Genomic DNA, 20994 nt, shown 5'->3' on the forward strand with positions numbered 1-20994 from the left:
ATTATGAGTAGTTTTCATTCAAAAGAGCAATATCACAAAATCATAAATGAGAAGTTAAATGACAAGCAAATGCGAGAAAATCTCAAATCAAGTATGCACACGCTAAAAACAAATCGTAAAAATACCATCGCAAATCGCTACAATAATTGGGAGAATTTACGCGAGATGGGGCGCAAAGTAAAGCAAAACGCGCTTTCAAAACTGCCTGAACTTTTGGAGCGATTTGAAGTAAATGCGATAAAAAATGGCTTTAAGGTGCATTGGGCGAGTGACTCAAATGAAGCAAATGCGGTGATTTTAGATTTGATGAAAAAAAATAATGCAAATATGATTTTAAAAGGCAAATCGATGGCGAGTGAAGAGATTCACCTAAATCAATATCTAAAAGAGCACGGCATTGACGCAAAAGAGACGGATTTAGGCGAACTTATAATTCAGCTAATCGATGAGCCGCCCGTGCATATCGTAGTCCCTGCGATTCACAAAAATCGCTTTGAGGTGTTAGATATTTTTAATAATAAATTAAATGCGAATTTGCAAAAAGAGGACGCAGACTCTATTGAAACGCTAAATGGCGTGGCAAGGACGCACCTGCGACAAAAATTTAAGGATTTTAAGATTGGGTTATCGGGCGTGAATTTTGCCATCGCAAATGAAGGGGCGATTTGGCTAATTGAAAATGAAGGCAATGGGCGGATGAGCACCACTGCGTGTGATATTCACATCGCCATTTGCGGTATTGAAAAGATTGTAGAATCTTTTGAAGATGCGAGTATTTTAGATATGCTATTAGTCCCAAGTGCCACAGGGGCGAATATCACTTGCTATAATAATATCATCTCCCACCCGCGCCAAAATGGCGAGTTAGATGGACCAAAAGAAGTGCATATCATTTTGCTAGATAATAATCGCTCTAAAATTTTGGCAGATTCGCATTATTATCGCGCTTTGAGTTGCATTCGCTGTGGGACTTGCCTAAATCACTGCCCGGTATATGATAAAATCGGCGGACACGCCTACCTTACGACTTATCCCGGTCCTATTGGCGAAGTGGTAAGTCCGCAGATTTTTGGCATTGATAATTGCGCGCCAATGCTAAATCTATGCTCTTTGTGTGGGCGATGTAGCGAAGTATGCCCTGTGAAAATCCCACTAGCGGAGCTAATAAGAGATTTACGAAGCGAAAAGGCGGGGCAGGGGCGCAAAGGCGTGGTAGGATATGCGAATGTGAAGCGAAATGAAAGGGATAAGCGAAACTTTGCGATTTTCGCAAATGTCGCTACTAGCGGATTTAAGTGGCGTGTGGCAAACTCGCTAGTGGGGATTTTAGGCAAGTTTGGAGCGATTTTTGGCAGGATAAATCCCGAATTAAGCGCGTGGATGCAAAATCACACATTTCCGCAGTTAGATGGGAACTTACACTCAAAAGTCAAAAAAATGCAGGGGGTGATTTATGAGTAAAGAGGCGATTTTAAATAGCGCAAAAAGCGCGTTGCAAAGCAATAAATTAAGGGACGCAGTCCGCGAATATGGCGGAGAGATTAAGCACGGAAAAGACAATTTGATAGATGAATATATCGCAATGCAAGTCGCAAATAAGGGCATTATCGTAGAATCTAGCGATTTAACAAAAGATTTGGCGCAGATTCTGCGTGATTTGGGTTCAAAAAGCAATATTTACGCCAAAAGCGCAGAATTGCTCATCGCCCCGCTAAAAGATGAGTTCAATCTCACCGCTTATGATAAAAGCGTAGATGAGATTCGCGATACGCTTTTTAGCACGGATACGGCGATTATTAAGGCGGATTGCGGGATTGCGGATATTGGAGTGATTGGCGTGGCAAGTAGTGCGGATAGTCCGCGCCTCGCGTCTCTTATCACCAAAAATTGCATTGCGATTTTGGAGCGCAAAAATATCGTGAAAAGCATAAAGGACGGCATTGCGAAACTGCGTGGCGAAAATCTGCCTAGCAATATGATTTTAATCGCCGGTCCATCGCGGACGGCGGATATTGAGCTAAAAACGGTGTTTGGTGTGCACGGACCGCAGGTTGTGTATATTATTTTGGTGTAGAAAATGCGCGTAATTTTGCTTTGTGGTTTTATAATTTTTAACGCACTTTTGGCGCAGAATCTCGCGCAAAATCCGCAGAATCTCGCGCAAAATCCGCAGAATCTCGCGCAAAATCCGCAGAATCTCGCGCCAAATTCGCAGAATCCGCAGAATCTAAATCCGCAAAATCTCAAAAAACCACATTATATCCTCCCGCAAAAACCGCTCATCGTGGAATATGATGCGTTTAAACAAGCAGAGAAGTTCTGCGCTACTCAAAAGGGCGATAATCTATCTTGCTTGATTGGCAATCTGCGCCCTTTTAGCGGGCATATTTGGACGAAAATTAGCGGTGGCGTGGGGCATTTTGCTGTGATTTTTTACGCACTTGATAGCAAGGCAAATATCACCCACGCGCGAGGGATAAAGGGGCGATTTTGCGAGTTTTACGATACGCTTGGAGGGCGGCATTTTAGCGAGCTGCGGGGCGATGGGATTAGCTATGTGGTGAGTTATCCATTTAATGCGAGCTCATCGCGCAATCCCGCCTTTATCTCTTGCGGATTTACGCAGGGCAAGGCAAAAGTGGCGCAAACTTCACAGCCAATTAGCGTCATTCCGCATAGCATACATTTAAATGTCGCATTTGTGGATGCGAAAAATAATCTAATGGATTTAAGCATAGCGCAAAATCTCACGCTAAAAGCGCAGAATAATCCGCTCTTAATCGCTCCAAACGCGACTGCGAGAACGGCAAATGGGGCGATTGATAGAGGATTTAGCGAGAAGTTAGTCCCGCTGTATGTGAGATTTCGCGCCGATAGCGGACTTTGCGCTAGTGTGGGGGAGCAAGTCACAGGCAGTGCGACATTTAAAAACGGGCGATTGGTGGGGAATAATTTAAGCGTGAATTTTAGCGATGTGGCAAATGGCGAGTTAGAAATCGCGTTTGTAAATAAACTTGATTGGCGCGATAGGATGGAGGGGAAATGCGTGGATTCTGCGAATTTTAGCGCAGAATCTAATTTTGCAGAATCTCCCGCACATTTCGCACAAAACGCAGAATCTACGCTAGATTCTGCGAATTTTGGCGCAGAATCTCACAAAAACGCAGAATCTAATTTTATCGCAGAATCCACCCCAAAATCTAGCGGGAAAATCCCCTGTCAGCGTCCCATCGTCTTTAAAAAGCGCGTGTCGATTATCCCGCATTCTTTTAGCGCGATTTTGGAAAATAATGGGCGAATGCTTTATTACAATCAGCATTCCTTTATCCCCGCAATTCCGTATTTGCCCTTTGCTAAACTCACGCTAAATGCGCTAAACTCGCAGAATCTCCCTCTTAAAAACTTCACAAGCACCTGCTACGCGCGAGATTTAAGCATAAAGTTTGATGACAAAATAAACAATTTTATTTTTATAAACGAAAATATGCCCGATTCAATCATCCCAAAAAATACATTTTTGGATGCTTCGATTTCTCGTGTGGTGCGGAAAATCTCGGTGAGCGGGATAAAAGATAGGGATTTAACTCCGCTTGATTTGTTTAACTCTCGCGTGGTGAATTTAAATGATGGCGTGTTGCAAGTGGAGTTTTTGGGCGATTTGGGGGTGAAGTATGCTATCAAACCGCTCATTAAAAAAGATTGGCGAATCGCCCTAATGCGCGGGAAAATCGCACTTTTGCCAAATGCAAATGCAAATGAAAGTTTGGTGGCAAATCCAAAGATTGCCTATCAGTTTTTTTGCAAATCGCCTGCGTGCAAAATCGTGGATATCGAAAGCGTGATTTCCCCGCGCACGCGCCTGCCAAAGGCAAATGCGGGTAATTGGTATGTGAATACGGCGCATTGGCGGGATTTTAAGGTAGTGGCGCAGAATCTCGCACTTGGCGAAAATATAAGCGTATTTTCGCTTGGAAGCGTGGTAAATGGCGTCCAAACTCTCGCCCTAAAAAGCACGCAAAAAGGCAAGTTTGATATAAAAATAACGCAAGGCAGTGGCGAAAATGACTTCGCGCAGTTTTTATACTTTTCGCCCGCGTTTGAAAATATCCGCGAGGATTTGGGCGAGAGCGTTGAAATTGAATTTAGATAAAGTTTAGATAAAGGTGTAAGGTTATGAAAATATTAAATATCGCCTGTGGGAGCAGAATCTCGCTAGATAAAAATCACATTTGGGAAAATATCGACTTTTCTCCACTTGATAAGCGCGTGAAAAAGGTGAATTTGCTGAAAAAACTGCCCTATCCAAATGAGACTTTTGATGTGGCGTATAGCAGTCATTTTTTGGAGCATTTGACAAAGGAAAATGCACTGCTATTTTTGCGCGAAGTGCGGAGAGTGATGAAAAAAGGCGGAATTTTACGCATTGTGGTGCCTGATTTGGAAAATGCGGTGAATGAATATTTGAATATCCTTAAAAAATTGCGCGATAGGGGGGGGGCAAAATCAATTAAATGAAATTTGGGAGCGGTATGATTGGATTTTGGTGGAGTTATTTGACCAAATGATACGCGTAAAATCAGGCGGTGAGATGGGAAAATATCTGCAAAATCTACAAATTGACTCGCAAAATCCACATAAATCGCAGAATCTGCAAAGCGACTCGCAAAATCCGCATAAATCGCAGAATCTCCCCAAATTTAGCGATGATTTTAGAAAATACATTATTTCTCGCACACAAGATTCTGCGCCAAATGCGCTAAATGCGCCAAAAACGCGCTTTATTGACAAACTCACAAAAGACAAAATCGCAAATAAATTTCTAAATCTATATTTGCGTTTTGTGCGATTTCTAGTCCCGCCGTCCTTGCGCGATGAGATTTTCATCCAAACTAGTATTGGCGAGCGGCACAAATGGGCGTATGACGAACTTTCCTTAACGAGAATGCTGCAAAATGCGGGGTTTGGCGAGTGCAAAAGATTTGAGTTTAATACCTCACAGATTCCGCATTTTAACGAGTTTTTGCTAGATTGTAATGAAGGTGGAGGGGCGTATAAAGGGGCGAGTTTGTATATAGAATCGCGCAAATAGGGGCAATTTGTCTTTGGGTATTCAATTCACACGAAGTTTGCCCCATTGCGTCGTCAATGAACCACTAGTTCTATTTCCTAGCAACGGGGCAAACTTCGTGCAAAGCAACACCGCAAATACTTCGATTGTTGCTTCGCTACGCTCGCAAAACAAGGCAAAGCCGAAGTTTCTTTATCCAATCCTGCGGATTGAGATTCTGCGAATCGCAGAATCTAATGTGCTTTTTTCGTCATTGCGAACGAGCGAAGCGAGTGTGGCAATCCAAAAAAATGTCATATTTAGCGAAGCGAAATATTTCAAAAAATTTTAAAAAAAAAGAGATTCGCCTATGGCTCAGAATGACAATATGGAGGGCGATTTGCAGAATCTAAAATTCTCCCCATTTCCAAGCGCGTGAGGATTTACGCAAAACTCTCTCCCTCACTTGCGGAGGGGATTAAGTGGGTGGGTAGATTCTGCGAAAATCTCAGAATCTAGCGCAAAAAATCCAAAAATCGCAGAATCTGCCCCCACTTCGTCATTGCGAGACAGTTTGAGCGAAGCGAAAACAACGAAGCAATCCAAAAAAAAAAAAAAAAATAAAATGGATTGCCACGATTTGCCAAAGGCAAATCTCGCAATGACGGAAAATAAACACAAAATCTCGCAATGACGAGATTTAGTTGAGATTCTTTGCTTCACACTTTGTGCTTCGCGCGAGAATGACAATTTAAGATAGATTCTGCAAGAATCGCAGAATCTAATAGATTGCTTCGGCACTTTGTGCCTCGCAATGACAAAAAATTACGCTAGATTCTGCGATTTTTATATAAATCGCAGAATCTCACACGCCGTTACAAACAAAGCAAATGATTGCCAAAAAACAAATTGCGCGCCACCCAAACGCCACCAAAAAAACAAATTGCAACACAGCAAATTTCCACCCAAAGACAAGTCACAACAAGGCAAATCACCACCCAAAAATCACATTTCCATCCCATACAAATGATTCACCGCCTCCACGAGCGAGAGCGCAATCGTCCGCATAAAACTCAAATCATTTAGCATTGAAGTCCCCTCCGCGAAACTTATGCTTTTCCCCGCCACAAGCGCATCGATTTTGTTGATAATATCCAAATCATCGTATTTAAAAAACGCCTTGTATTTTATGATTTTTTTCACGATGGGGGCATTTTCCTCGCTGTCAGTTATTCGCAGCTCTTCGATTGCACGAAGCAGCTTTGCCAAAGTGCCACGCATTTTGCCGTATTCATTTGCAAGGACTTCATTTTGCGATAGGGAGTATTTTTGCAAATTCTTTTGCACCAAGCGCATTTGTTTTGTGGCATCGACAATGCTTTTCCCCGCCATTTGCAGGGCAAAGACTTCTTTCATCTGCGCTTCCTGCCCCATTTTTGTTTTGGCACTTGCGGTAAATTCCATAATCGCGTTTGAGAGCGACTTGATTTTACTCTCATACAGCGCGTCAATATCGATTTCATCTTTTAGTATTTTCTTATTTTTTAGCAAATTATCAATCGGCTCAAATGAGCGAATCTGCGTCCTATCAAACCCAATGCTCTTTGCGATAATCCCTAGCGCGTTGTCATAAAGGTGCTTTGTCTCGTTTTTTATCGCCTCCAAAGACGCGTTTGCAAAGTCGATTTTTGAGTTATCCAAAAAAATGGGACTATCCAAATCGCCACTTTTTCGCGCGGATACAAACTTCATCACATAATACACAAATCGCTTTAAAATTGGCAACATTATCGCAATGCCAAGACAATTAAAAAGCGTGTGAAAAATGGCAATTTTGTAGTTGATATTTTCGATACCCACCGCTGCCGCCGTAGATTCTACGATTTCTCGAATCGGCACATAAAAGACTAATGCCACTAACGCCGTAAGTGCGTTAAATGCGATATGTGCGACTGCCAAGCGTTTGCCATCGATACTTGCATTTAGTGCGCCGATACCTGTGGTAATCGAGCTTCCAAGCTGTGCGCCGATGGTTAGTGCCATACCATTATCTAGTGAGATTTGCCCCGTGCTAAGTGCTGCCATAATCAGCACAAGCGTTGCGTGGGTAGATTGCATAATGAGTGTCGCTAATAATCCCACGCCCAAAAATACCACCATACCTTTGATACCGGCGATATTATACTTCGCAAAGTCGATTGCCGCGCTGTAATCATCAAATCCCGTTTTGATAAACGCAATCCCTAAAAATATAAATCCAATCCCCGCCAAAACATATCCAAATCCCTTAATCGCTTTGACTTTATAAAATATAAAAATCACGCCAAAGACGATGATTGGCAGTGCGAATGCCGAAATATTTGCTTTGTTGCCAATCGCCGCGATTAGCCACGCGCCCGTGCTATTGCCTAAATTGCTCCCAAAGATTATGCCTACGCCTTGAATTAGGGTGATAATCCCCGCGCTTACAAATGAGATGGCAAAGAGCGAGATTAAAGTCGAGCTTTGCATAATCGTAGTTGAGACTGCGCCAAAAATAATGCTTTTAAAGGCGTTGCCCGTGACTTTTCGCATCATTTTTTCTAAAAATCCGCCGCTTAACATTTTGAATCCATCTTGCATTACAAGCATACCAAACAAGAAAACCGCCGCGCCAGAGATGATTTCGATAGTCGCGCTGTATTTGTAAAATATGTAGCATAGCGCAAGCATCGCTATTGGGATAAATATCTTTTGCATTTTTGCCCTTTGTGTAAGTTTAAAAAGCGAAGATTATATCATAATTTGAATTGATTTGGAGAATCTAATAGGTAGATTTTGGGATTTTTTGGGTGTGAATCGCAAAATTTGTGATTGAAATATTTATAGATTCTGCGAATTTATAAATTTTGCACCAAATAAGTGCAAAATTTATTTACAAAATCTATAAATCATCATCTATAAATCATCTTGCCACGCTTTTAGTTTTTTATACAACTGCGCTTTTATGCGACTTATCGCACCGCTGTAATTACTTGCTTTGCCGATGATTAAAGTATTGAAAATCGCATTACCCACGCAGTCTTTGATATTTACTTCAAGCGTGATTTTTACCTCATCGCCTTTTTGAATGCTGTATCGATTTTCAATCATAAATGTCTTATCGCCTTTTTGCTCTAATGTGAAAAATTTCTTATATTCCGCATTCAGCCCACTATCCACGCGACTAAAAGTCTCACTGCTACCACTTGCAAACGCCACATAATACCCGCGCGAATTATTTGAAAGCAGATTCTGCAAATCATCGATTAGCTTTTGCGCGCTTACCTTGCCATCTAATGCGCGGATTTGCATTGCCTTATTTGCGAGGATATTATAATGCTTTGCTAAACTAACCTTGTGCTTTGGCGAGATTGTGGCGCATTTCATCGCGTTTGCGTCATCTAAAAGCGTGTTTATGGCAATTTTGGCAGTTTCGATGTCTGTGTTTAGTTGCTTTATGATTTTGTGCTTTGCTATGCGAGATTTCACATAAAAGACGCCATCAACTTCCTCTTGCTTAATATATTCCACGCTATTTAGCTCAATGCCAAGCACGCTTACATCGATTTTTGAATCCGCCTTATTGCTTTGCAAATCATTGATTTGTGATTGCTCGATGCTTGTGGCAGACTCGATTTTTAGCGAGATTTGCGAACTTAAATCATTTAGCGCGACACTTTTCGCAGAATCTAGCGTATCTCCGCTCCCCACGCCATATAAATACGCAGAATCTTCGTCATTTTCCAAATACCACGCAGGATATTTCACATCCCCACAAGAGCTGATTATAAAACTAACAAAAAAAATACATAAGATTCTGCGATAGAATCTAGTCATTCTTAAATCCATCAATTAGCTCATCGACAGATTTTGCTAACGCTTTTGCCGCTTCTTTATCCACGCCATCGGCTTTCATAAGATTTTTTTTGAGTAAATCCGTATCTAATTGCTTAACTTCTACCAAAACCCACATATCATTTGTTTTGCTAATCCATTTTTTGGTGGCTTTTGAACCTGCTAAAACCTTGCTTACACTTATGCGAATCGCCTGAACTGCCTCTTGATTTACACTTTCGCTATCGCTAGTATTTAGCTCTCTATATTTGCTTTCAACATTTGCTGAAATCTGCCCTGCTAGTTTGTTTCTAGCGTCTGCCTCTGCTTGGGTTACCGCAAAGCTAATGTTGCCATTTTTGATTTTCGCGCTACCACTTGCGCTTAACCCACTTGATTCACCCAAAACCCATTCAGGTGCGCCATCTAATGCCGCATTTATTTCTGCATTATCCGTTGCAATATTGCTAGTGCCACATCCGCTAAATACAAATAATCCAAATACCACCGCTGCTAATAAACTTCTCATCTTTACCTTCCTTTTTTAAAATAAAATTTCGCATTGTAACTTAAAATTATTGAATTTTCATAAAAATCATAAAAATTAGCAATTATTCTTTTAAAAAGTGCTACAATCACATTTTATTTTAAATCAAAGGGAGGTAGTATGGAGGATAATAAAATTATCGAGAGTTACACGGGCGTAGCCAAAGGCAATAAGGCAAGTAGAATGCCTGCGACGCTAGATTGGCTACAAAGCGCGAGTGGGCTATTTTTGGCGTTGTTTATGATAGCGCATATGTTTTTTGTATCTAGTATTCTTATCAGTGAAAAGGCGATGTATAAAGTTACGAAATTTTTCGAATTAAGCTTTATATTTGAAGGCGGATGTCCGCTAGTGGTGTCAATCGTGGGGATTGTGGTGTTTTCGGTGTTTATGTTGCACGCATTTTTGGCGATGAGGAAGTTTCCTATCAATTATCGTCAGTTTTTGCGTTTCAAAACGCATAAAAATATGCTCCATCACAAAGATACTTCAAATTGGGGGATTCAAGCTTGCACGGGATTCGCGCTGTTTTTCTTAGGGAGCATTCATTTATACATTATGATTACTCAGCCACAAACAATCGGTCCTGTGGGCTCATCATATCGATTTGTCCATCAGCATTTTTGGGCGTTGTATATTGTGCTTTTGTTTGCAGTGGAGTTGCACGGCTCAATCGGGCTTTATCGTTTGGCTGTGAAATGGGGCTGGTTTGAAGCAAAAACGCCTGATGCGACTTTGAAACGACTACGCACTGCAAAAATCTGTATGAGCGTGTTTTTCATAGTGCTAGGACTTACCACTTACGCAGCTTATGTGAAAAAAGGACTTAGTTTGGATAAAAAGACGGATTATATGCACTATAAATACACTGAATTTCAAAAATAAAGGGGAGATATATGAATATACAATACTGCGATAGTTTAATCATAGGTGGCGGTTTGGCTGGGCTTCGCGCAGCGATTGAGTGCAAAAAAATGGGATTAAGCACCATTGTTTTAAGCCTAATCCCTGTAAAGCGAAGCCACTCAGCAGCCGCACAGGGCGGAATGCAAGCTAGTCTTGGCAACTCAAAAATGAGCGATGGCGACAATGAGGACTTGCACTTTATGGATACTGTGAAAGGGAGCGATTGGGGTTGCGACCAGCAAGTGGCTAGAATGTTCGTTACAACTGCGCCAAAGGCGATTAGAGAACTTGCACAATGGGGCGTAGCGTGGAGTCGAATCAAAAAAGGTAAAAGAGATGCGATTATCAACGCACAAAAAACCACAATCGAAGAAGAGGATTTTAGGCACGGCTATATCCACTCACGCGATTTTGGTGGGACAAAAAAATGGCGCACTTGCTACACTTCGGACGCTACGGGGCATTCGATGCTTTATGCGGTGGCAAATGAATCTATAAAGTTAGGCGTGGATATTCAAGATAGAAAAGAAGCAATCGCGCTAATCCACGAAGATGGCGTGTGCTATGGCGCAGTTGTGAGGGATTTGGTAACGGGCGAACTCATCGCATACATTGCCAAAGGGACGCTAATTGCCACAGGTGGCTATGGGCGAATCTACAAAAACACCACAAACGCCGTTATTTGCAATGGTGTAGGCGCAGGAATCGCATTAGAGACAGGAATCGCAAAGTTAGGCAATATGGAGGCAGTGCAATTTCACCCAACGCCAATCGTGCCTAGCGGGATTCTTTTGACAGAAGGTTGCAGGGGCGATGGCGGAATTTTGCGCGATGTCGATGGCTATCGCTTTATGCCAGATTATGAGCCTGAGAAAAAAGAACTTGCAAGCCGAGATGTGGTTTCGCGCCGAATGATGGAGCATATCCGCAAAGGCAAGGGCGCAAAATCCCCTTATGGCGACCATATTTGGCTTGATATTTCGATTTTGGGTGCGGAGCATATTCACAAAAATTTGCGTGATGTTTATGACATTTGCAAGATTTTTAATGGCATTGATGTAACCAAACAATGGGCACCTGTGCGCCCAATGCAGCACTACTCAATGGGCGGGATTCGCACAAATTATAAGGGCGAATCGCACCTAAAAGGACTCTTTGCCGCAGGCGAAGTAGCGTGCTGGGATTTGCACGGATTTAACCGCCTTGGTGGAAACTCTGTAAGCGAAGCGGTGGTGGCTGGAATGATTGTGGGTGATTATTTCCGTGAATATTGCGAGAAAAAAAGGATAACGCTAAAAACAAGCACCATCGAAAAGGCACTAAAAGCGCAACAAGATTATATTGAGAGCCTAATAAACGCCAATGGCAAGGAAAATATCTTTGAGATTAAAAAGCAAATGACAGAGATTATGGATAATAATGTAGGCATTTTTAGAGATGGAGAGCATTTGCAAAGCGCGCTCAAAGGACTTGCCGAGCTTTATAAGAAAAGCAAAAATATCCGCATAAGCAACAAAAATCTGCATAACAATCCCGAGTTAGAGGAAGCATATCGCACGCAAAAAATGCTAAAAATCGCCCTTTGCGTAGCACAAGGCGCATTTAATCGCACTGAATCACGCGGGGCGCACACACGCGAGGACTATCCAAAGCGCGATGATAAAGATTGGCTAAAACGCACCCTTGCTTCGTGGGAAAAGCCCGAAGATGATATGCCGACAATTAGCTATGAGGATTTGGATGTCAAAACTATGGAGATTCCCCCTGCTTATCGTGGATATGGCGCAAAGGGCAATATTATCGAGCACCCTGACACCGCAGCGCGTCAAGCACAAGTCGATAATATCACCGCCACTATGCAAAAAGAGGGCAAGGATAGATATGCGATTCAAGAGGCTTTGATGAAATTTGACTTGCAACCGCAATATAAAGCGAGAAATCAACGATTAGGAGATGCAAAATGAGTGAGAGAATTATAACAATTAGGGCATTGAAATACGACCCATTAAGCGCGATAAGCAAACCGCATTTTAAAGAATACAAGCTAAAAGAGCTTGATTCGATGACTATTTTCATCGCGCTAAATGTGATTAGAGAGACGCAAGACGCAGATTTGAGCTTTGATTTTGTGTGCCGTGCGGGGATTTGCGGAAGCTGTGCGATGATGATAAATGGAGTGCCAAAATTAGCGTGTAGGACGCTAACAAAGGACTATCCAAGTGGCGTAATCACACTAGCACCGCTACCTGCATTTAAGCTAATCAAAGATTTGTCCGTAAATACGGGCGTTTGGTTTGAGGGAATGACAAAGCGCGTGGAGGGCTGGATTCACGCAAAGAGCGAAAAAAGTATCGCCGAATTAGAAGAGCCAATCGAGCCCGAAGTGGCTGACGCGGTATTTGAGCTAGATAGGTGCATTGAGTGCGGTTGTTGCGTGGCTGGGTGCGCTACAAAAGTAATGCGTGATGATTTTATCGCACCTGCTGGGCTAAATCGCGTGGCTAGATTTATGATAGACCCGCACGATAAGCGCACAGAGGCGGATTACTACGAATTAATCGGCAATGATAACGGCGTATTTGGCTGTATGTCGCTAATGGCGTGCCAAGACTACTGCCCAAAAGAACTACCTTTGCAAAGCAAAATCGCGTATTTGCGCAGAAAAATGGTAGCACAGGCATTTAAGTAAGCGCAGAATCTCGCGCCAAAATCTTAAATAGATTCTGCGAATTATAAGAAAATCGCAGAATCTCGCAAAAAACGCATTAGATTCTGCGAAATATAATTTTAAGGACTAATAATGGCGATGGTGTTAAATAAAAGCACACAAATTTTGATTGATAATTTTATCGATAAGCATTTTCAAGGAAAAGACAAAGCAAAAATAAAGAAAGATGCGCTAGAAATCGCAGATTCTATATTAGAGCAAAGCAATAAGGATGTGGATAAATTAGCTACAAAAAATGATATTTTAGAGATTAAATATGAATTGCTAAAATGGCTCGTTATGACGCAGATTGCGATTGCTGGACTATTAGTCGCTACAAAACTTATGTAAAAGATTCTGTAAAATTCGCAATGCGAATCAAAGGGCAAAAAGTCGTCATTGCGAGGCAGTTTGAGCGAAGCGAAAACAACGAAGCAATCCACAAATAGATTCTGCAAATCAAACAATAATCGCAGAATCTAACACAAAATCGCAGAATCTAATTTAAATTGTCATTTTGAGCGAAGCGAAAAATCTCAAAAAATAGAGATTATTCGCTCACTTCGTTCGCGCGAGAATGACAAAAAAATTTGGATTGCCGCGTTCGCTACGCTCACTCGCAATGACGAAGTGGGGACAGATTATGCTAACGCAGAATCTCGCAATGACGAAAAACACACTAGATTCTGCGTTTTTTCTTATTTAATAAAATATTAACGATTTTTTTAATATAATCACAAATTTTTATTTTTAAAGATAAGGATTTTGCGTGGAGTGGATGGATAGCGCATTTAGCGATATTGAAAATGCAAAGAATTTAGATGAGTTAGAAAAAATTCGCATTAGCATTTTGGGTAAAAAAGGCAAATTAACAGATGAATTTAGCAAGTTAAAATCGCTAGATTCTGCGGTAAAAAAGGAAGTGGCAAAAAAGTTAAACGACGCAAAGAGCGAGTTTGAAGGCGCGCTAGCAAAGGCGAAAAATGCCATTTCGCAAAAATTATTAGCGCAAAAAGTGGAGAGTGAGAGGATTGATGCTTCGCTTTTTAGGGCAAATGCGGTGCAGAATCTCGCCCACCCCATAAACTGCACTTTTGATAAAATCATCGATTATTTTGTCGGGGCGAATTTCAGTATTTCAAGCGGTCCGCTAATTGAGGATGATTTTCATAACTTTGAGGCACTAAATCTCCCCAAATTCCACCCTGCGCGCGATATGCAGGATACTTTTTATTTTAAGGATTCGCATTTGCTTCGCACGCACACTTCGCCCGTGCAAATTCGCTCAATGCAACGACTTATAAAATCAAAAGGCAAATTTCCGCTAAAAATTATCTCCCCGGGCGCAGTTTTTAGGCGCGATTATGATATCACGCACTCGCCTATGTTTCATCAAGTGGAGGGACTTGTGGTAGATAGCGGGAATAAGATAAGTTTTGCGAATTTGAAGTTTATTTTGGAGGATTTTTTGCGCTATATTTTTGGCGATGAGATAAAGGTGCGATTTAGGGCGAGTTTTTTCCCATTTACCGAACCAAGCGCGGAGGTGGATATTGGATGTATTTTTTGCAAGGGGAAGGATGAAAAATGTCGCGTTTGCAAGGGGAGCGGATTTTTAGAAGTGCTTGGATGTGGCGTGGTAAATCACAGCGTTTTTGGCGCACTAAAATTAAAAAATGTCAGCGGATATGCCTTTGGACTTGGCATAGAGCGATTTGCGATGCTTTTATATGGCATAAATGATTTGCGTAGTTTTTATGAGAGCGATTTACGATTATTGGAGCAGTTTTAATGAAATTTAGCAGAAATTTATTATCAAAAATCATTGATATTTCAAAAGTTAGCGATGAAGTCCTTTACAAAACGCTAAATGATATTGGATTGGAAGTAGAGAGTTTTAGGAAAATTAGCGTGCCTAAAAATGTCGTAATCGGCAAGGTGGTGGAAAAGTCAAAGCACGAAAACGCCGATAAATTAAGCATTTGCAAAGTTGATATTGGAAGCGAAGTTTTGCAAATCGTGTGTGGCGCGAAAAATGTCGCCAAAAATCAAATCGTCCCTGTGGCAAAAGTCGGCGCGAAACTCGGCGATTTGGAGATAAAAAAGGGCAATTTGCGTGGCGCAGAATCTAATGGGATGATTTGCTCATCTACCGAACTTGGATTGCCAAAGATTGAGGAAGGCATTTTTGTTTTGGATGATAGCATTGGCGAAATTGTGCTTGGGAGAGAACTTTGCGAATACGCGCTTTTTGATGATAGCATTTTTGAGATTGCAATCACGCCAAATCGCGGGGATTGCCTAAGTGTATTTGGCGTGGCGATGGATTTACTTGCCGCGCTAAATTTAAATTTACAAACGATAAAAAATAGAGAGAAAAATAATGAAATCGCCCCCGGCATTGGCAGAATCTTAAATATTTCCTTTGAGAAAAATCTCCACACTTCGCTTTGCTACAAAGTCGCTCAAATCAAAGATTTATATTGCAATGCGGAGTTACGCCTAAATCTCGCGATAAATGATATGTTAAGCGATGATTGTCTGCATAATATGCTACGATTTAGTTGCTATATGACGGGAGTTATCATCCGCGCGTATGCCTTTGATAAGTTTGCAAACTCTGAGGATAAAATCATTTTGCAAATCAAAAGAGATGAGAATGGAATGGAGGGCGTATTTTTCGAGGATAAAAAACTCTCAACAATCGGTTTGGGCGATGAGATTTTGGCAAATAAGCATTCGCAACTTGTGGTTTTTGAGGCGAGTTTCATCCCACCGCACATAATCGCAGAATCCATCTTTAAAAACGCCATAAAAAGCGACTGCAAAACTTCGTATTTATCTAAAAGAGGCAGTTCGCCGCTGCTTGAAGATGGCATTTTGTGTATTTCGTATTTGTTAGAGAATATGTCGCAAAGTATTATTTACTCATCCACGCAAAACTTGCTCCAAAACTACCCACAGCGCAGAATCGACTTTCACTTTGAGGATATTAGCGCAATTATCGGCAATGTGATAAAAAATGAGGAAATTACAAGCATTCTAAATCGAATGGGATTTATGATAAACTCCGCAAGTGATGATAAAATCAGCGCAATCCCACCGCGCTATCGCCACGATATAAGGTTCGTGCAAGATATCGCAGAAGAGATTTTGCGACTAAAAGGCATTGATTTAGTGGAGGCAAAGGCGCAGATTCTGCCAAATAGCGCGAATATAAATGATGATTATAGATTTTATAAATTTAGGCGAAATATCGCTAAAAAGGCGATTGGCAAAGGATTTTTTGAGGCGTTGCATTATGTATTTTGCCAAAGGGCGACTTTGGAAAAGTATAATCTGCCCTTGATTGCGGAGAATTTAGACTTGCTAAATCCTATCACAAATGAGTTAAACACCCTTCGCACTTCGCTTATCCCCTCAATGCTTGATTCGCTAAAACGCAATCAAAATTTTGGGTATGAAAAACTTGCACTTTTTGAAATGGGAAGCATTTATAACGCAAAGCGGGAGGAATCGCAGAATCTCGCCTTTGTAGCGGGAGGATTAAAAAGCGAGTGCAAATATCCCACGCCAAAGGGGGAAAAGTGGGATTTTTATGCGTTTGCAAGTGCGATTAGCGATATTTTGGGTGGAGTGGAGTTAGAAAACGCAGAATCTGCGGTGGATTTGGCGAAAGATTCTGCGAAAGATTCTGCGGTAAATTTGGCAAAAGATTCTGCGAATAAAGCAGATTCTGCGAAAGATTCTGCGCCAAATTCAAATAAAGATTCTGCAAATAAAGATTCTACCAAAGATTCTGCCAAACGCAAGAAAAGTGCAAAATATGCCACATTCGCAGAATCTAGCGGCGATTTATTTCACAAAGGCATTTGCGCAAAAATCATCAAAAATGGCGCAATAGTCGGCATAATCGGCGCGCTAAATCCATTTATCGCAAGTGATTTGGAGATGGAAAATATTTTTATGGCGCAAATTGATTTGGATAGTCTTTTTAGTGCGGAGAAAAATACTGCATTTAGGGAGTTTTCGCACTTTCAGGGGATGGATAGGGAATTTAGCATTTTGGTAGATAAAAACACAAATTTTAGCGAGATAAAAAGAGCGATTTTAGAGGCGAAAATCCCGCACCTAGCGAAAATTACCGCCCTTGATTTATACAAAAGCGATGAGTTTGGAGATAAAATTAGCATTAGTTTTAAGGCGACATTCCAAGCGATGGATACCACGCTAAAAGCGCAGGATTTGGGCGATAAGAAAATATTAGAGATTCTGCGCCAAACCTTTAATGCGGAGATACGATGCGAATAACGAGCATTTCGCCCAAAAGTGCGGGATTTGGGGCGGAGATTACAAATATTGCAAGTGATAAATCAATCTCGCACCGCGCGGTGATTTTTGCATTTTTAAGCGAAGGGGAGAGCAAAATCCGCAATTTTTTATTTGGCGAGGATACGCTAAATACGCTAAAAATCGCAATGCAGTTAGGAATGCGCGTTTTTGCAGACGGCAAGGCGGTTGAAAATATCGTGCAAATCCCGCAAGGCGCGGAGTTAAAACTGCTTCGCCACAAAGATGGCATTTTGGAGGCAGATGATATTTTGGACTGCGGAAATGCTGGGACTGCAATCCGCCTGTATTTGGGACTTTTGGCAGGGCAGAGTGGCAAATATTTCGTGCTGACAGGCGATAAATATTTGCGAGTGCGCCCGATGGGACGAGTGATTGCGCCTTTGCAAAGTATCGGTGCGGAGATTTATGCTAGGGCAGGGCAGATTGCGCCACTGACGATTTTAGGGCGAAAATTATCGCATTTTTCATTTCACAGCAAAATCTCATCTGCGCAGGTAAAAACCGCGATGATTTTAGCAGCCCTAAACGCAGAATCTAGCGAAAAAAGCGCATTTAGCGAAGTCTCACTAAGTCGCAATCACAGCGAAAAAATGCTACTTGGAATGGGAGCGAATTTAGAAATTTGCGAAAATAAAATCGTAATCGCCCCGCTAACCTCCCCGCTAAAACCGCTAAATTTAAGCATTCCATCCGACCCATCAAGTGCGTTTTATTTCGCTATTTTGGCACTTATTACAAACTCCCATATTGTGCTAAAAAATATGCTTTTAAACAAAACTCGCATTGAGGCATTTTGTGTGTTGCAAAAAATGGGGGCGAAGGTTGAGATAAAATGCGAAGATTCTGCGTTTGAGGAAGTGGGGGAGATTTGCATTTATAAAGATTCTGCGCTAAAAGCAGTGGAGTTAAGTGAAAATATCGCTTGGTTGATTGATGAAATCCCGGCATTAGCGGTTATCTTTGCCTTTGCTAGTGGCAAAAGTGTGGTTAGAAACGCAAAAGAGTTGCGCGCAAAAGAAAGCGATAGAATAAAAGCAACTTTGCAGAATCTAATTAAATTTGGCGTGGAGTGCGAGGAATTTGAGGATGGATTTAGCGTATGTGGTGGATTTAAAATGCCAAATAAAAAAGTTGCAATCGATAGTTTTGGCGACCATCGCATTGCGATGAGTTTCGCGCTATTTGGGGCGGTGTGCGAAGTTGAAGTGCTAGATTCTGCGTGTGTTGATGTGAGTTTTCCAAACTTTTTGGAGATTTTGGGGCGATTTGCGGAGATTAAAAACTATGAAAACTAAACGGGCGGAGAAATATGGATTTTGCTTTGGCGTAAAAAGGGCAATCCGCCTTGCCGAGCAGAATAAAAATGCCATCTCATTAGGTCCGCTAATCCACAATCAAAAGGAAATCGAGCGATTAAAAAATGATTTTGGCGTAAAAGTCGAAATGGATTTAGAAAAGGTTAGCGCGGAAAAAAGCGTCATTATCCGCACGCACGGCATTCCAAAAAATGACTACAAAAAGTTAGCACAATCTAGCGCAAAAATCATCGATGCCACCTGCCCCTTTGTGAAAAAACCACAGCAAATCGCCAAAGAATTAAGCGAGGATGGGTATGAAATCATAATCTTTGGCGATGAAAATCACCCCGAAGTGAAGGGCGTGGCGAGTTATTGCGGGGAGCATTTTCAAATCATAATCCACAAAGACGCCCTGCAAATCCCACAAGGCAAAGTCGCCCTAATCTCGCAAACCACCAAAAATATCAATGATTTTTTAGAAGTGGCGAACTTTTTGATAGCGCACTGCGTGGAAGTGCGCGTGTTTAACACAATCTGCAATGCGACTTTTGATAATCAACACGCAGTTAGAGAACTCGCGCAAGAAGTGGATATTTTAATCGTTGTGGGCGGGAAAAATAGTAGCAACACAAAGCAACTTTTAAATATCGCCTTGCAATTTTGCAAGGATAGTTATTGCGTGGAGGATGAGAGCGACTTGCGGTGCGAGTGGTTCGCGGGGAAGGTGCTTTGCGGTATTACGGCGGGTGCTTCTACGCCTGATTGGATAATCAATAATGTCGAAGCGGAGATTCAAAAAATTTGAAATGCTGATTTTTGCCAAAATGCGGGGATTTGGCGAAATGCGGTTTTAGTGAAATACGCGAAAATTTGAAATGCGAGAAATTATCGAAATAAGGGGATTTGTAAGATGAAAATAGCGATTTTATGCGGTGGGAGCGGGAGTAGATTATTCCCCATTTCGCGCGAGTTGATGCCAAAGCAATTTGTGCCATTTTTTGGAGAAAACTCGCTTTTTAAAGAGACGATTTTGCGAAATCTGCCTTTTGCAGAGGACTTTGTGATTATCACAAATGAAGCGCATTATTTTTTAGCGAAAAACGAAGTTGAGGGAATATCGCAGAATCTGCATTTTATTTTGGAGTGCGTTTCTAAAAATACCGCTTCGGCACTGCTTTTTGTCGCACTGCAAAGCAAAAGTGATGAGGTGATTTTGGCACTGCCTAGCGACCATATTATCAAAGATTTGCCAAAATACAAATGCGCGATACAAAACGCAGAATCTCTTGCAAAGCAGGGTAAAATCGCCCTTTTTGGCATAACTCCCACAAACGCAAACACAGGTTATGGATACATTAGCGATAAAAATGGCAAAGTCGCCTTTTTTGAAAAACCCGATTTTGCCACCGCGCAAAAATACCTAAAAGATGGCGGATATTTTTGGAATAGCGGAATGTTTTGCTTTAAGGCGGGGGTTTTGATTGATGAGTTTAAAAAATATCATCCAAAGTTGCTAAAACTCGCCCAAACCGCGCTAAAAAACGCACTCAAAGATAGCGATTTCACGCATTTGAAACGCGAGGACTGCGAGAGTTTGGAGGATATTAGCATTGATTATGCGATAATGGAAAAGTCGCAAAATCTCGCGCTAATCAAAGCGGACTTTGCGTGGAGCGATGTGGGGAGTTTTGATGCGTTAAGCGATGAATACCCCAAAGATAGCGCGGGGAATGCGAGCAAAAGCGAAGTTTTGGCGCTAGATTCTGCGAATAATTTTATTTTGAGTGAGAAACTCACCGCGCTTGTGGGTGCAAATGATTTGATTGTGGTGGATAGCGCGGACTGCCTTATGATTGCCAAAAGGGGGGAGAGTCAAAATGTCAAAAAAATCACCCAAATTTTAAAGCAAAAAAATAGCGATTTGGTGAAGTTTCATAATTTGGTTTTTCGCCCGTGGGGCAGTTATCAAGTGCTTTTGGAGAGTGCGTTTTATAAAATCAAAAAAATTGTCGTCCGCCCCAAAAAACGCCTGAGTTTGCAAAAGCACTTTCACCGCAACGAGCATTGGATAGTGGTGAGTGGGAGCGCGGTTGTTAGCGTGGATGGGGAAGAATTCGTCCTAAATCGCAATGAAAGCACCTATATCCCGATGGGAAGCGTCCATCGATTAAGCAATGAAGGGAAAATCGATTTGGTAATCATCGAGGCGCAGGTGGGCGAGTATTTGGGGGAGGATGATATAGTTCGCATTGATGATGATTTTAATCGAAAATAGGGGCAA

21 protein-coding genes are annotated in these 20994 nt (G+C 41.7%); 17 read left to right on the forward strand and 4 right to left on the reverse strand.

Features of this window, described 5'->3' with window-relative positions; all coding sequences use genetic code 11:
• The first annotated feature begins 3 nt into the window (after nt 1-3).
• From ACWIUE_RS00275 to ACWIUE_RS00300, 6 genes are read left to right on the forward strand one after another with little or no spacing between them, the layout of a single operon-like run.
• A complete protein-coding gene (locus tag ACWIUE_RS00275) occupies nt 4-1461 on the forward strand; it encodes a LutB/LldF family L-lactate oxidation iron-sulfur protein (RefSeq protein ID WP_454133807.1) in 1458 nt (485 codons plus the stop codon).
• Nucleotides 1454-2074: a LutC/YkgG family protein gene (locus ACWIUE_RS00280; RefSeq protein ID WP_454133809.1), complete on the forward strand. Its 621-nt coding sequence runs from the start codon at nt 1454-1456 to the stop codon at nt 2072-2074. The genes ACWIUE_RS00275 and ACWIUE_RS00280 overlap by 8 nt, the downstream gene beginning before the upstream one ends.
• Before the next feature lie 3 nt (nt 2075-2077).
• Nucleotides 2078-4150 (forward strand): hypothetical protein, encoded by a 2073-nt coding sequence (locus ACWIUE_RS00285; RefSeq protein ID WP_454133811.1) that lies wholly within the window; start codon nt 2078-2080, stop codon nt 4148-4150.
• 23 nt (nt 4151-4173) lie between these two features.
• Entirely contained in the window at nt 4174-4515 is a 342-nt protein-coding gene (locus tag ACWIUE_RS00290; RefSeq protein WP_454133813.1) for a class I SAM-dependent methyltransferase, read from the forward strand.
• A 28-nt stretch (nt 4516-4543) separates the two neighbouring features.
• Entirely contained in the window at nt 4544-5089 is a 546-nt protein-coding gene (locus ACWIUE_RS00295) for a methyltransferase type 11 (protein ID WP_454133815.1), read from the forward strand.
• Nucleotides 5090-5096: 7 nt separating this feature from the next.
• Nucleotides 5097-5399 (forward strand): hypothetical protein, encoded by a 303-nt coding sequence (locus ACWIUE_RS00300; RefSeq protein WP_454133817.1) that lies wholly within the window; start codon nt 5097-5099, stop codon nt 5397-5399.
• A gap of 110 nt (nt 5400-5509) precedes the next feature.
• Here ACWIUE_RS00300 and ACWIUE_RS00305 read toward each other — a convergent pair whose 3' ends face one another.
• A complete protein-coding gene (locus ACWIUE_RS00305) occupies nt 5510-5848 on the reverse strand; it encodes a hypothetical protein (RefSeq protein ID WP_454133818.1) in 339 nt (112 codons plus the stop codon).
• A 13-nt stretch (nt 5849-5861) separates the two neighbouring features.
• On the opposite strand from ACWIUE_RS00305, the gene ACWIUE_RS00310 reads away from it, so the two are divergent.
• Nucleotides 5862-6077 (forward strand): hypothetical protein, encoded by a 216-nt coding sequence (locus ACWIUE_RS00310; protein ID WP_454133820.1) that lies wholly within the window; start codon nt 5862-5864, stop codon nt 6075-6077.
• Here ACWIUE_RS00310 and ACWIUE_RS00315 read toward each other — a convergent pair.
• From ACWIUE_RS00315 to ACWIUE_RS00325, 3 genes are all read right to left on the reverse strand, one after another.
• Nucleotides 6053-7786, reverse strand: a complete 1734-nt coding sequence (locus tag ACWIUE_RS00315) for a Na/Pi cotransporter family protein (RefSeq protein WP_454133821.1) — start codon at nt 7784-7786, stop codon at nt 6053-6055. The two genes, ACWIUE_RS00310 and ACWIUE_RS00315, sit on opposite strands and share 25 nt — an antisense overlap.
• A gap of 198 nt (nt 7787-7984) precedes the next feature.
• A complete protein-coding gene (locus ACWIUE_RS00320) occupies nt 7985-8905 on the reverse strand; it encodes an LPP20 family lipoprotein (protein WP_454133823.1) in 921 nt (306 codons plus the stop codon).
• Nucleotides 8898-9431, reverse strand: a complete 534-nt coding sequence (locus tag ACWIUE_RS00325) for an LPP20 family lipoprotein (protein WP_454133825.1) — start codon at nt 9429-9431, stop codon at nt 8898-8900. The genes ACWIUE_RS00320 and ACWIUE_RS00325 overlap by 8 nt, the downstream gene beginning before the upstream one ends.
• Nucleotides 9432-9569: 138 nt before the next feature.
• Between ACWIUE_RS00325 and ACWIUE_RS00330 the strand changes: the two genes are divergently transcribed.
• From ACWIUE_RS00330 to ACWIUE_RS00375, 10 genes are all read left to right on the forward strand, one after another.
• Nucleotides 9570-10334 carry a fumarate reductase cytochrome b subunit gene (locus ACWIUE_RS00330; RefSeq protein ID WP_454133827.1) on the forward strand — a complete coding sequence of 255 codons (765 nt, stop codon included), beginning with the start codon at nt 9570-9572 and terminating at the stop codon, nt 10332-10334.
• A gap of 11 nt (nt 10335-10345) precedes the next feature.
• Complete coding sequence (locus ACWIUE_RS00335; protein WP_454133828.1) at nt 10346-12319, forward strand: fumarate reductase flavoprotein subunit; 1974 nt, start codon at nt 10346-10348, stop codon at nt 12317-12319.
• On the forward strand, nt 12316-13044 hold the full coding sequence (locus ACWIUE_RS00340) for a fumarate reductase iron-sulfur subunit (RefSeq protein WP_454133830.1): 729 nt from the start codon (nt 12316-12318) through the stop codon (nt 13042-13044). The genes ACWIUE_RS00335 and ACWIUE_RS00340 overlap by 4 nt, the downstream gene beginning before the upstream one ends.
• Nucleotides 13045-13155: 111 nt before the next feature.
• Nucleotides 13156-13413, forward strand: coding sequence for a hypothetical protein (locus ACWIUE_RS00345; protein ID WP_454133832.1), 258 nt, complete (start codon nt 13156-13158; stop codon nt 13411-13413).
• Between the two features lie 226 nt (nt 13414-13639).
• The gene (locus tag ACWIUE_RS00350; RefSeq protein WP_454133834.1) at nt 13640-13768 is read left to right on the forward strand and encodes a hypothetical protein; all 129 of its coding nucleotides are present in this window, start codon (nt 13640-13642) and stop codon (nt 13766-13768) included.
• A gap of 72 nt (nt 13769-13840) precedes the next feature.
• Nucleotides 13841-14854, forward strand: coding sequence for a phenylalanine--tRNA ligase subunit alpha (gene pheS, locus ACWIUE_RS00355; RefSeq protein ID WP_454134513.1), 1014 nt, complete (start codon nt 13841-13843; stop codon nt 14852-14854).
• Nucleotides 14854-17373: a phenylalanine--tRNA ligase subunit beta gene (pheT, locus tag ACWIUE_RS00360; RefSeq protein WP_454133836.1), complete on the forward strand. Its 2520-nt coding sequence runs from the start codon at nt 14854-14856 to the stop codon at nt 17371-17373. The genes pheS and pheT overlap by 1 nt, the downstream gene beginning before the upstream one ends.
• The gene (aroA, locus tag ACWIUE_RS00365; protein WP_454133838.1) at nt 17364-18710 is read left to right on the forward strand and encodes a 3-phosphoshikimate 1-carboxyvinyltransferase; all 1347 of its coding nucleotides are present in this window, start codon (nt 17364-17366) and stop codon (nt 18708-18710) included. The genes pheT and aroA overlap by 10 nt, the downstream gene beginning before the upstream one ends.
• Nucleotides 18700-19518 carry a 4-hydroxy-3-methylbut-2-enyl diphosphate reductase gene (locus ACWIUE_RS00370; protein WP_454133840.1) on the forward strand — a complete coding sequence of 273 codons (819 nt, stop codon included), beginning with the start codon at nt 18700-18702 and terminating at the stop codon, nt 19516-19518. Before aroA ends, ACWIUE_RS00370 begins: the two co-directional genes overlap by 11 nt.
• 105 nt (nt 19519-19623) lie before the next feature.
• Nucleotides 19624-20988, forward strand: a complete 1365-nt coding sequence (locus ACWIUE_RS00375; RefSeq protein ID WP_454133842.1) for a mannose-1-phosphate guanylyltransferase/mannose-6-phosphate isomerase — start codon at nt 19624-19626, stop codon at nt 20986-20988.
• Nucleotides 20989-20994 lie beyond the last annotated feature (6 nt).

This window comes from Helicobacter sp. 23-1045 (assembly GCF_053654655.1).

Coding starts and splice junctions, on each gene's coding strand:
- ACWIUE_RS00285 (WP_454133811.1), top strand. CDS start 2,078: ATGCGCGTAATTTTGCTTTGTGGTTTTATAATTTTTAACGCACTTTTG.
- ACWIUE_RS00340 (WP_454133830.1), top strand. CDS start 12,316: ATGAGTGAGAGAATTATAACAATTAGGGCATTGAAATACGACCCATTA.
- ACWIUE_RS00320 (WP_454133823.1), bottom strand. CDS start 8,905: ATGACTAGATTCTATCGCAGAATCTTATGTATTTTTTTTGTTAGTTTT.
- aroA (WP_454133838.1), top strand. CDS start 17,364: ATGCGAATAACGAGCATTTCGCCCAAAAGTGCGGGATTTGGGGCGGAG.
- ACWIUE_RS00370 (WP_454133840.1), top strand. CDS start 18,700: ATGAAAACTAAACGGGCGGAGAAATATGGATTTTGCTTTGGCGTAAAA.
- ACWIUE_RS00330 (WP_454133827.1), top strand. CDS start 9,570: ATGGAGGATAATAAAATTATCGAGAGTTACACGGGCGTAGCCAAAGGC.
- ACWIUE_RS00345 (WP_454133832.1), top strand. CDS start 13,156: ATGGCGATGGTGTTAAATAAAAGCACACAAATTTTGATTGATAATTTT.
- ACWIUE_RS00335 (WP_454133828.1), top strand. CDS start 10,346: ATGAATATACAATACTGCGATAGTTTAATCATAGGTGGCGGTTTGGCT.
- pheS (WP_454134513.1), top strand. CDS start 13,841: ATGGATAGCGCATTTAGCGATATTGAAAATGCAAAGAATTTAGATGAG.
- ACWIUE_RS00310 (WP_454133820.1), top strand. CDS start 5,862: ATGACAAAAAATTACGCTAGATTCTGCGATTTTTATATAAATCGCAGA.
- ACWIUE_RS00275 (WP_454133807.1), top strand. CDS start 4: ATGAGTAGTTTTCATTCAAAAGAGCAATATCACAAAATCATAAATGAG.
- ACWIUE_RS00280 (WP_454133809.1), top strand. CDS start 1,454: ATGAGTAAAGAGGCGATTTTAAATAGCGCAAAAAGCGCGTTGCAAAGC.
- ACWIUE_RS00290 (WP_454133813.1), top strand. CDS start 4,174: ATGAAAATATTAAATATCGCCTGTGGGAGCAGAATCTCGCTAGATAAA.
- ACWIUE_RS00375 (WP_454133842.1), top strand. CDS start 19,624: ATGAAAATAGCGATTTTATGCGGTGGGAGCGGGAGTAGATTATTCCCC.
- ACWIUE_RS00325 (WP_454133825.1), bottom strand. CDS start 9,431: ATGAGAAGTTTATTAGCAGCGGTGGTATTTGGATTATTTGTATTTAGC.
- pheT (WP_454133836.1), top strand. CDS start 14,854: ATGAAATTTAGCAGAAATTTATTATCAAAAATCATTGATATTTCAAAA.
- ACWIUE_RS00350 (WP_454133834.1), top strand. CDS start 13,640: ATGACAAAAAAATTTGGATTGCCGCGTTCGCTACGCTCACTCGCAATG.
- ACWIUE_RS00315 (WP_454133821.1), bottom strand. CDS start 7,786: ATGCAAAAGATATTTATCCCAATAGCGATGCTTGCGCTATGCTACATA.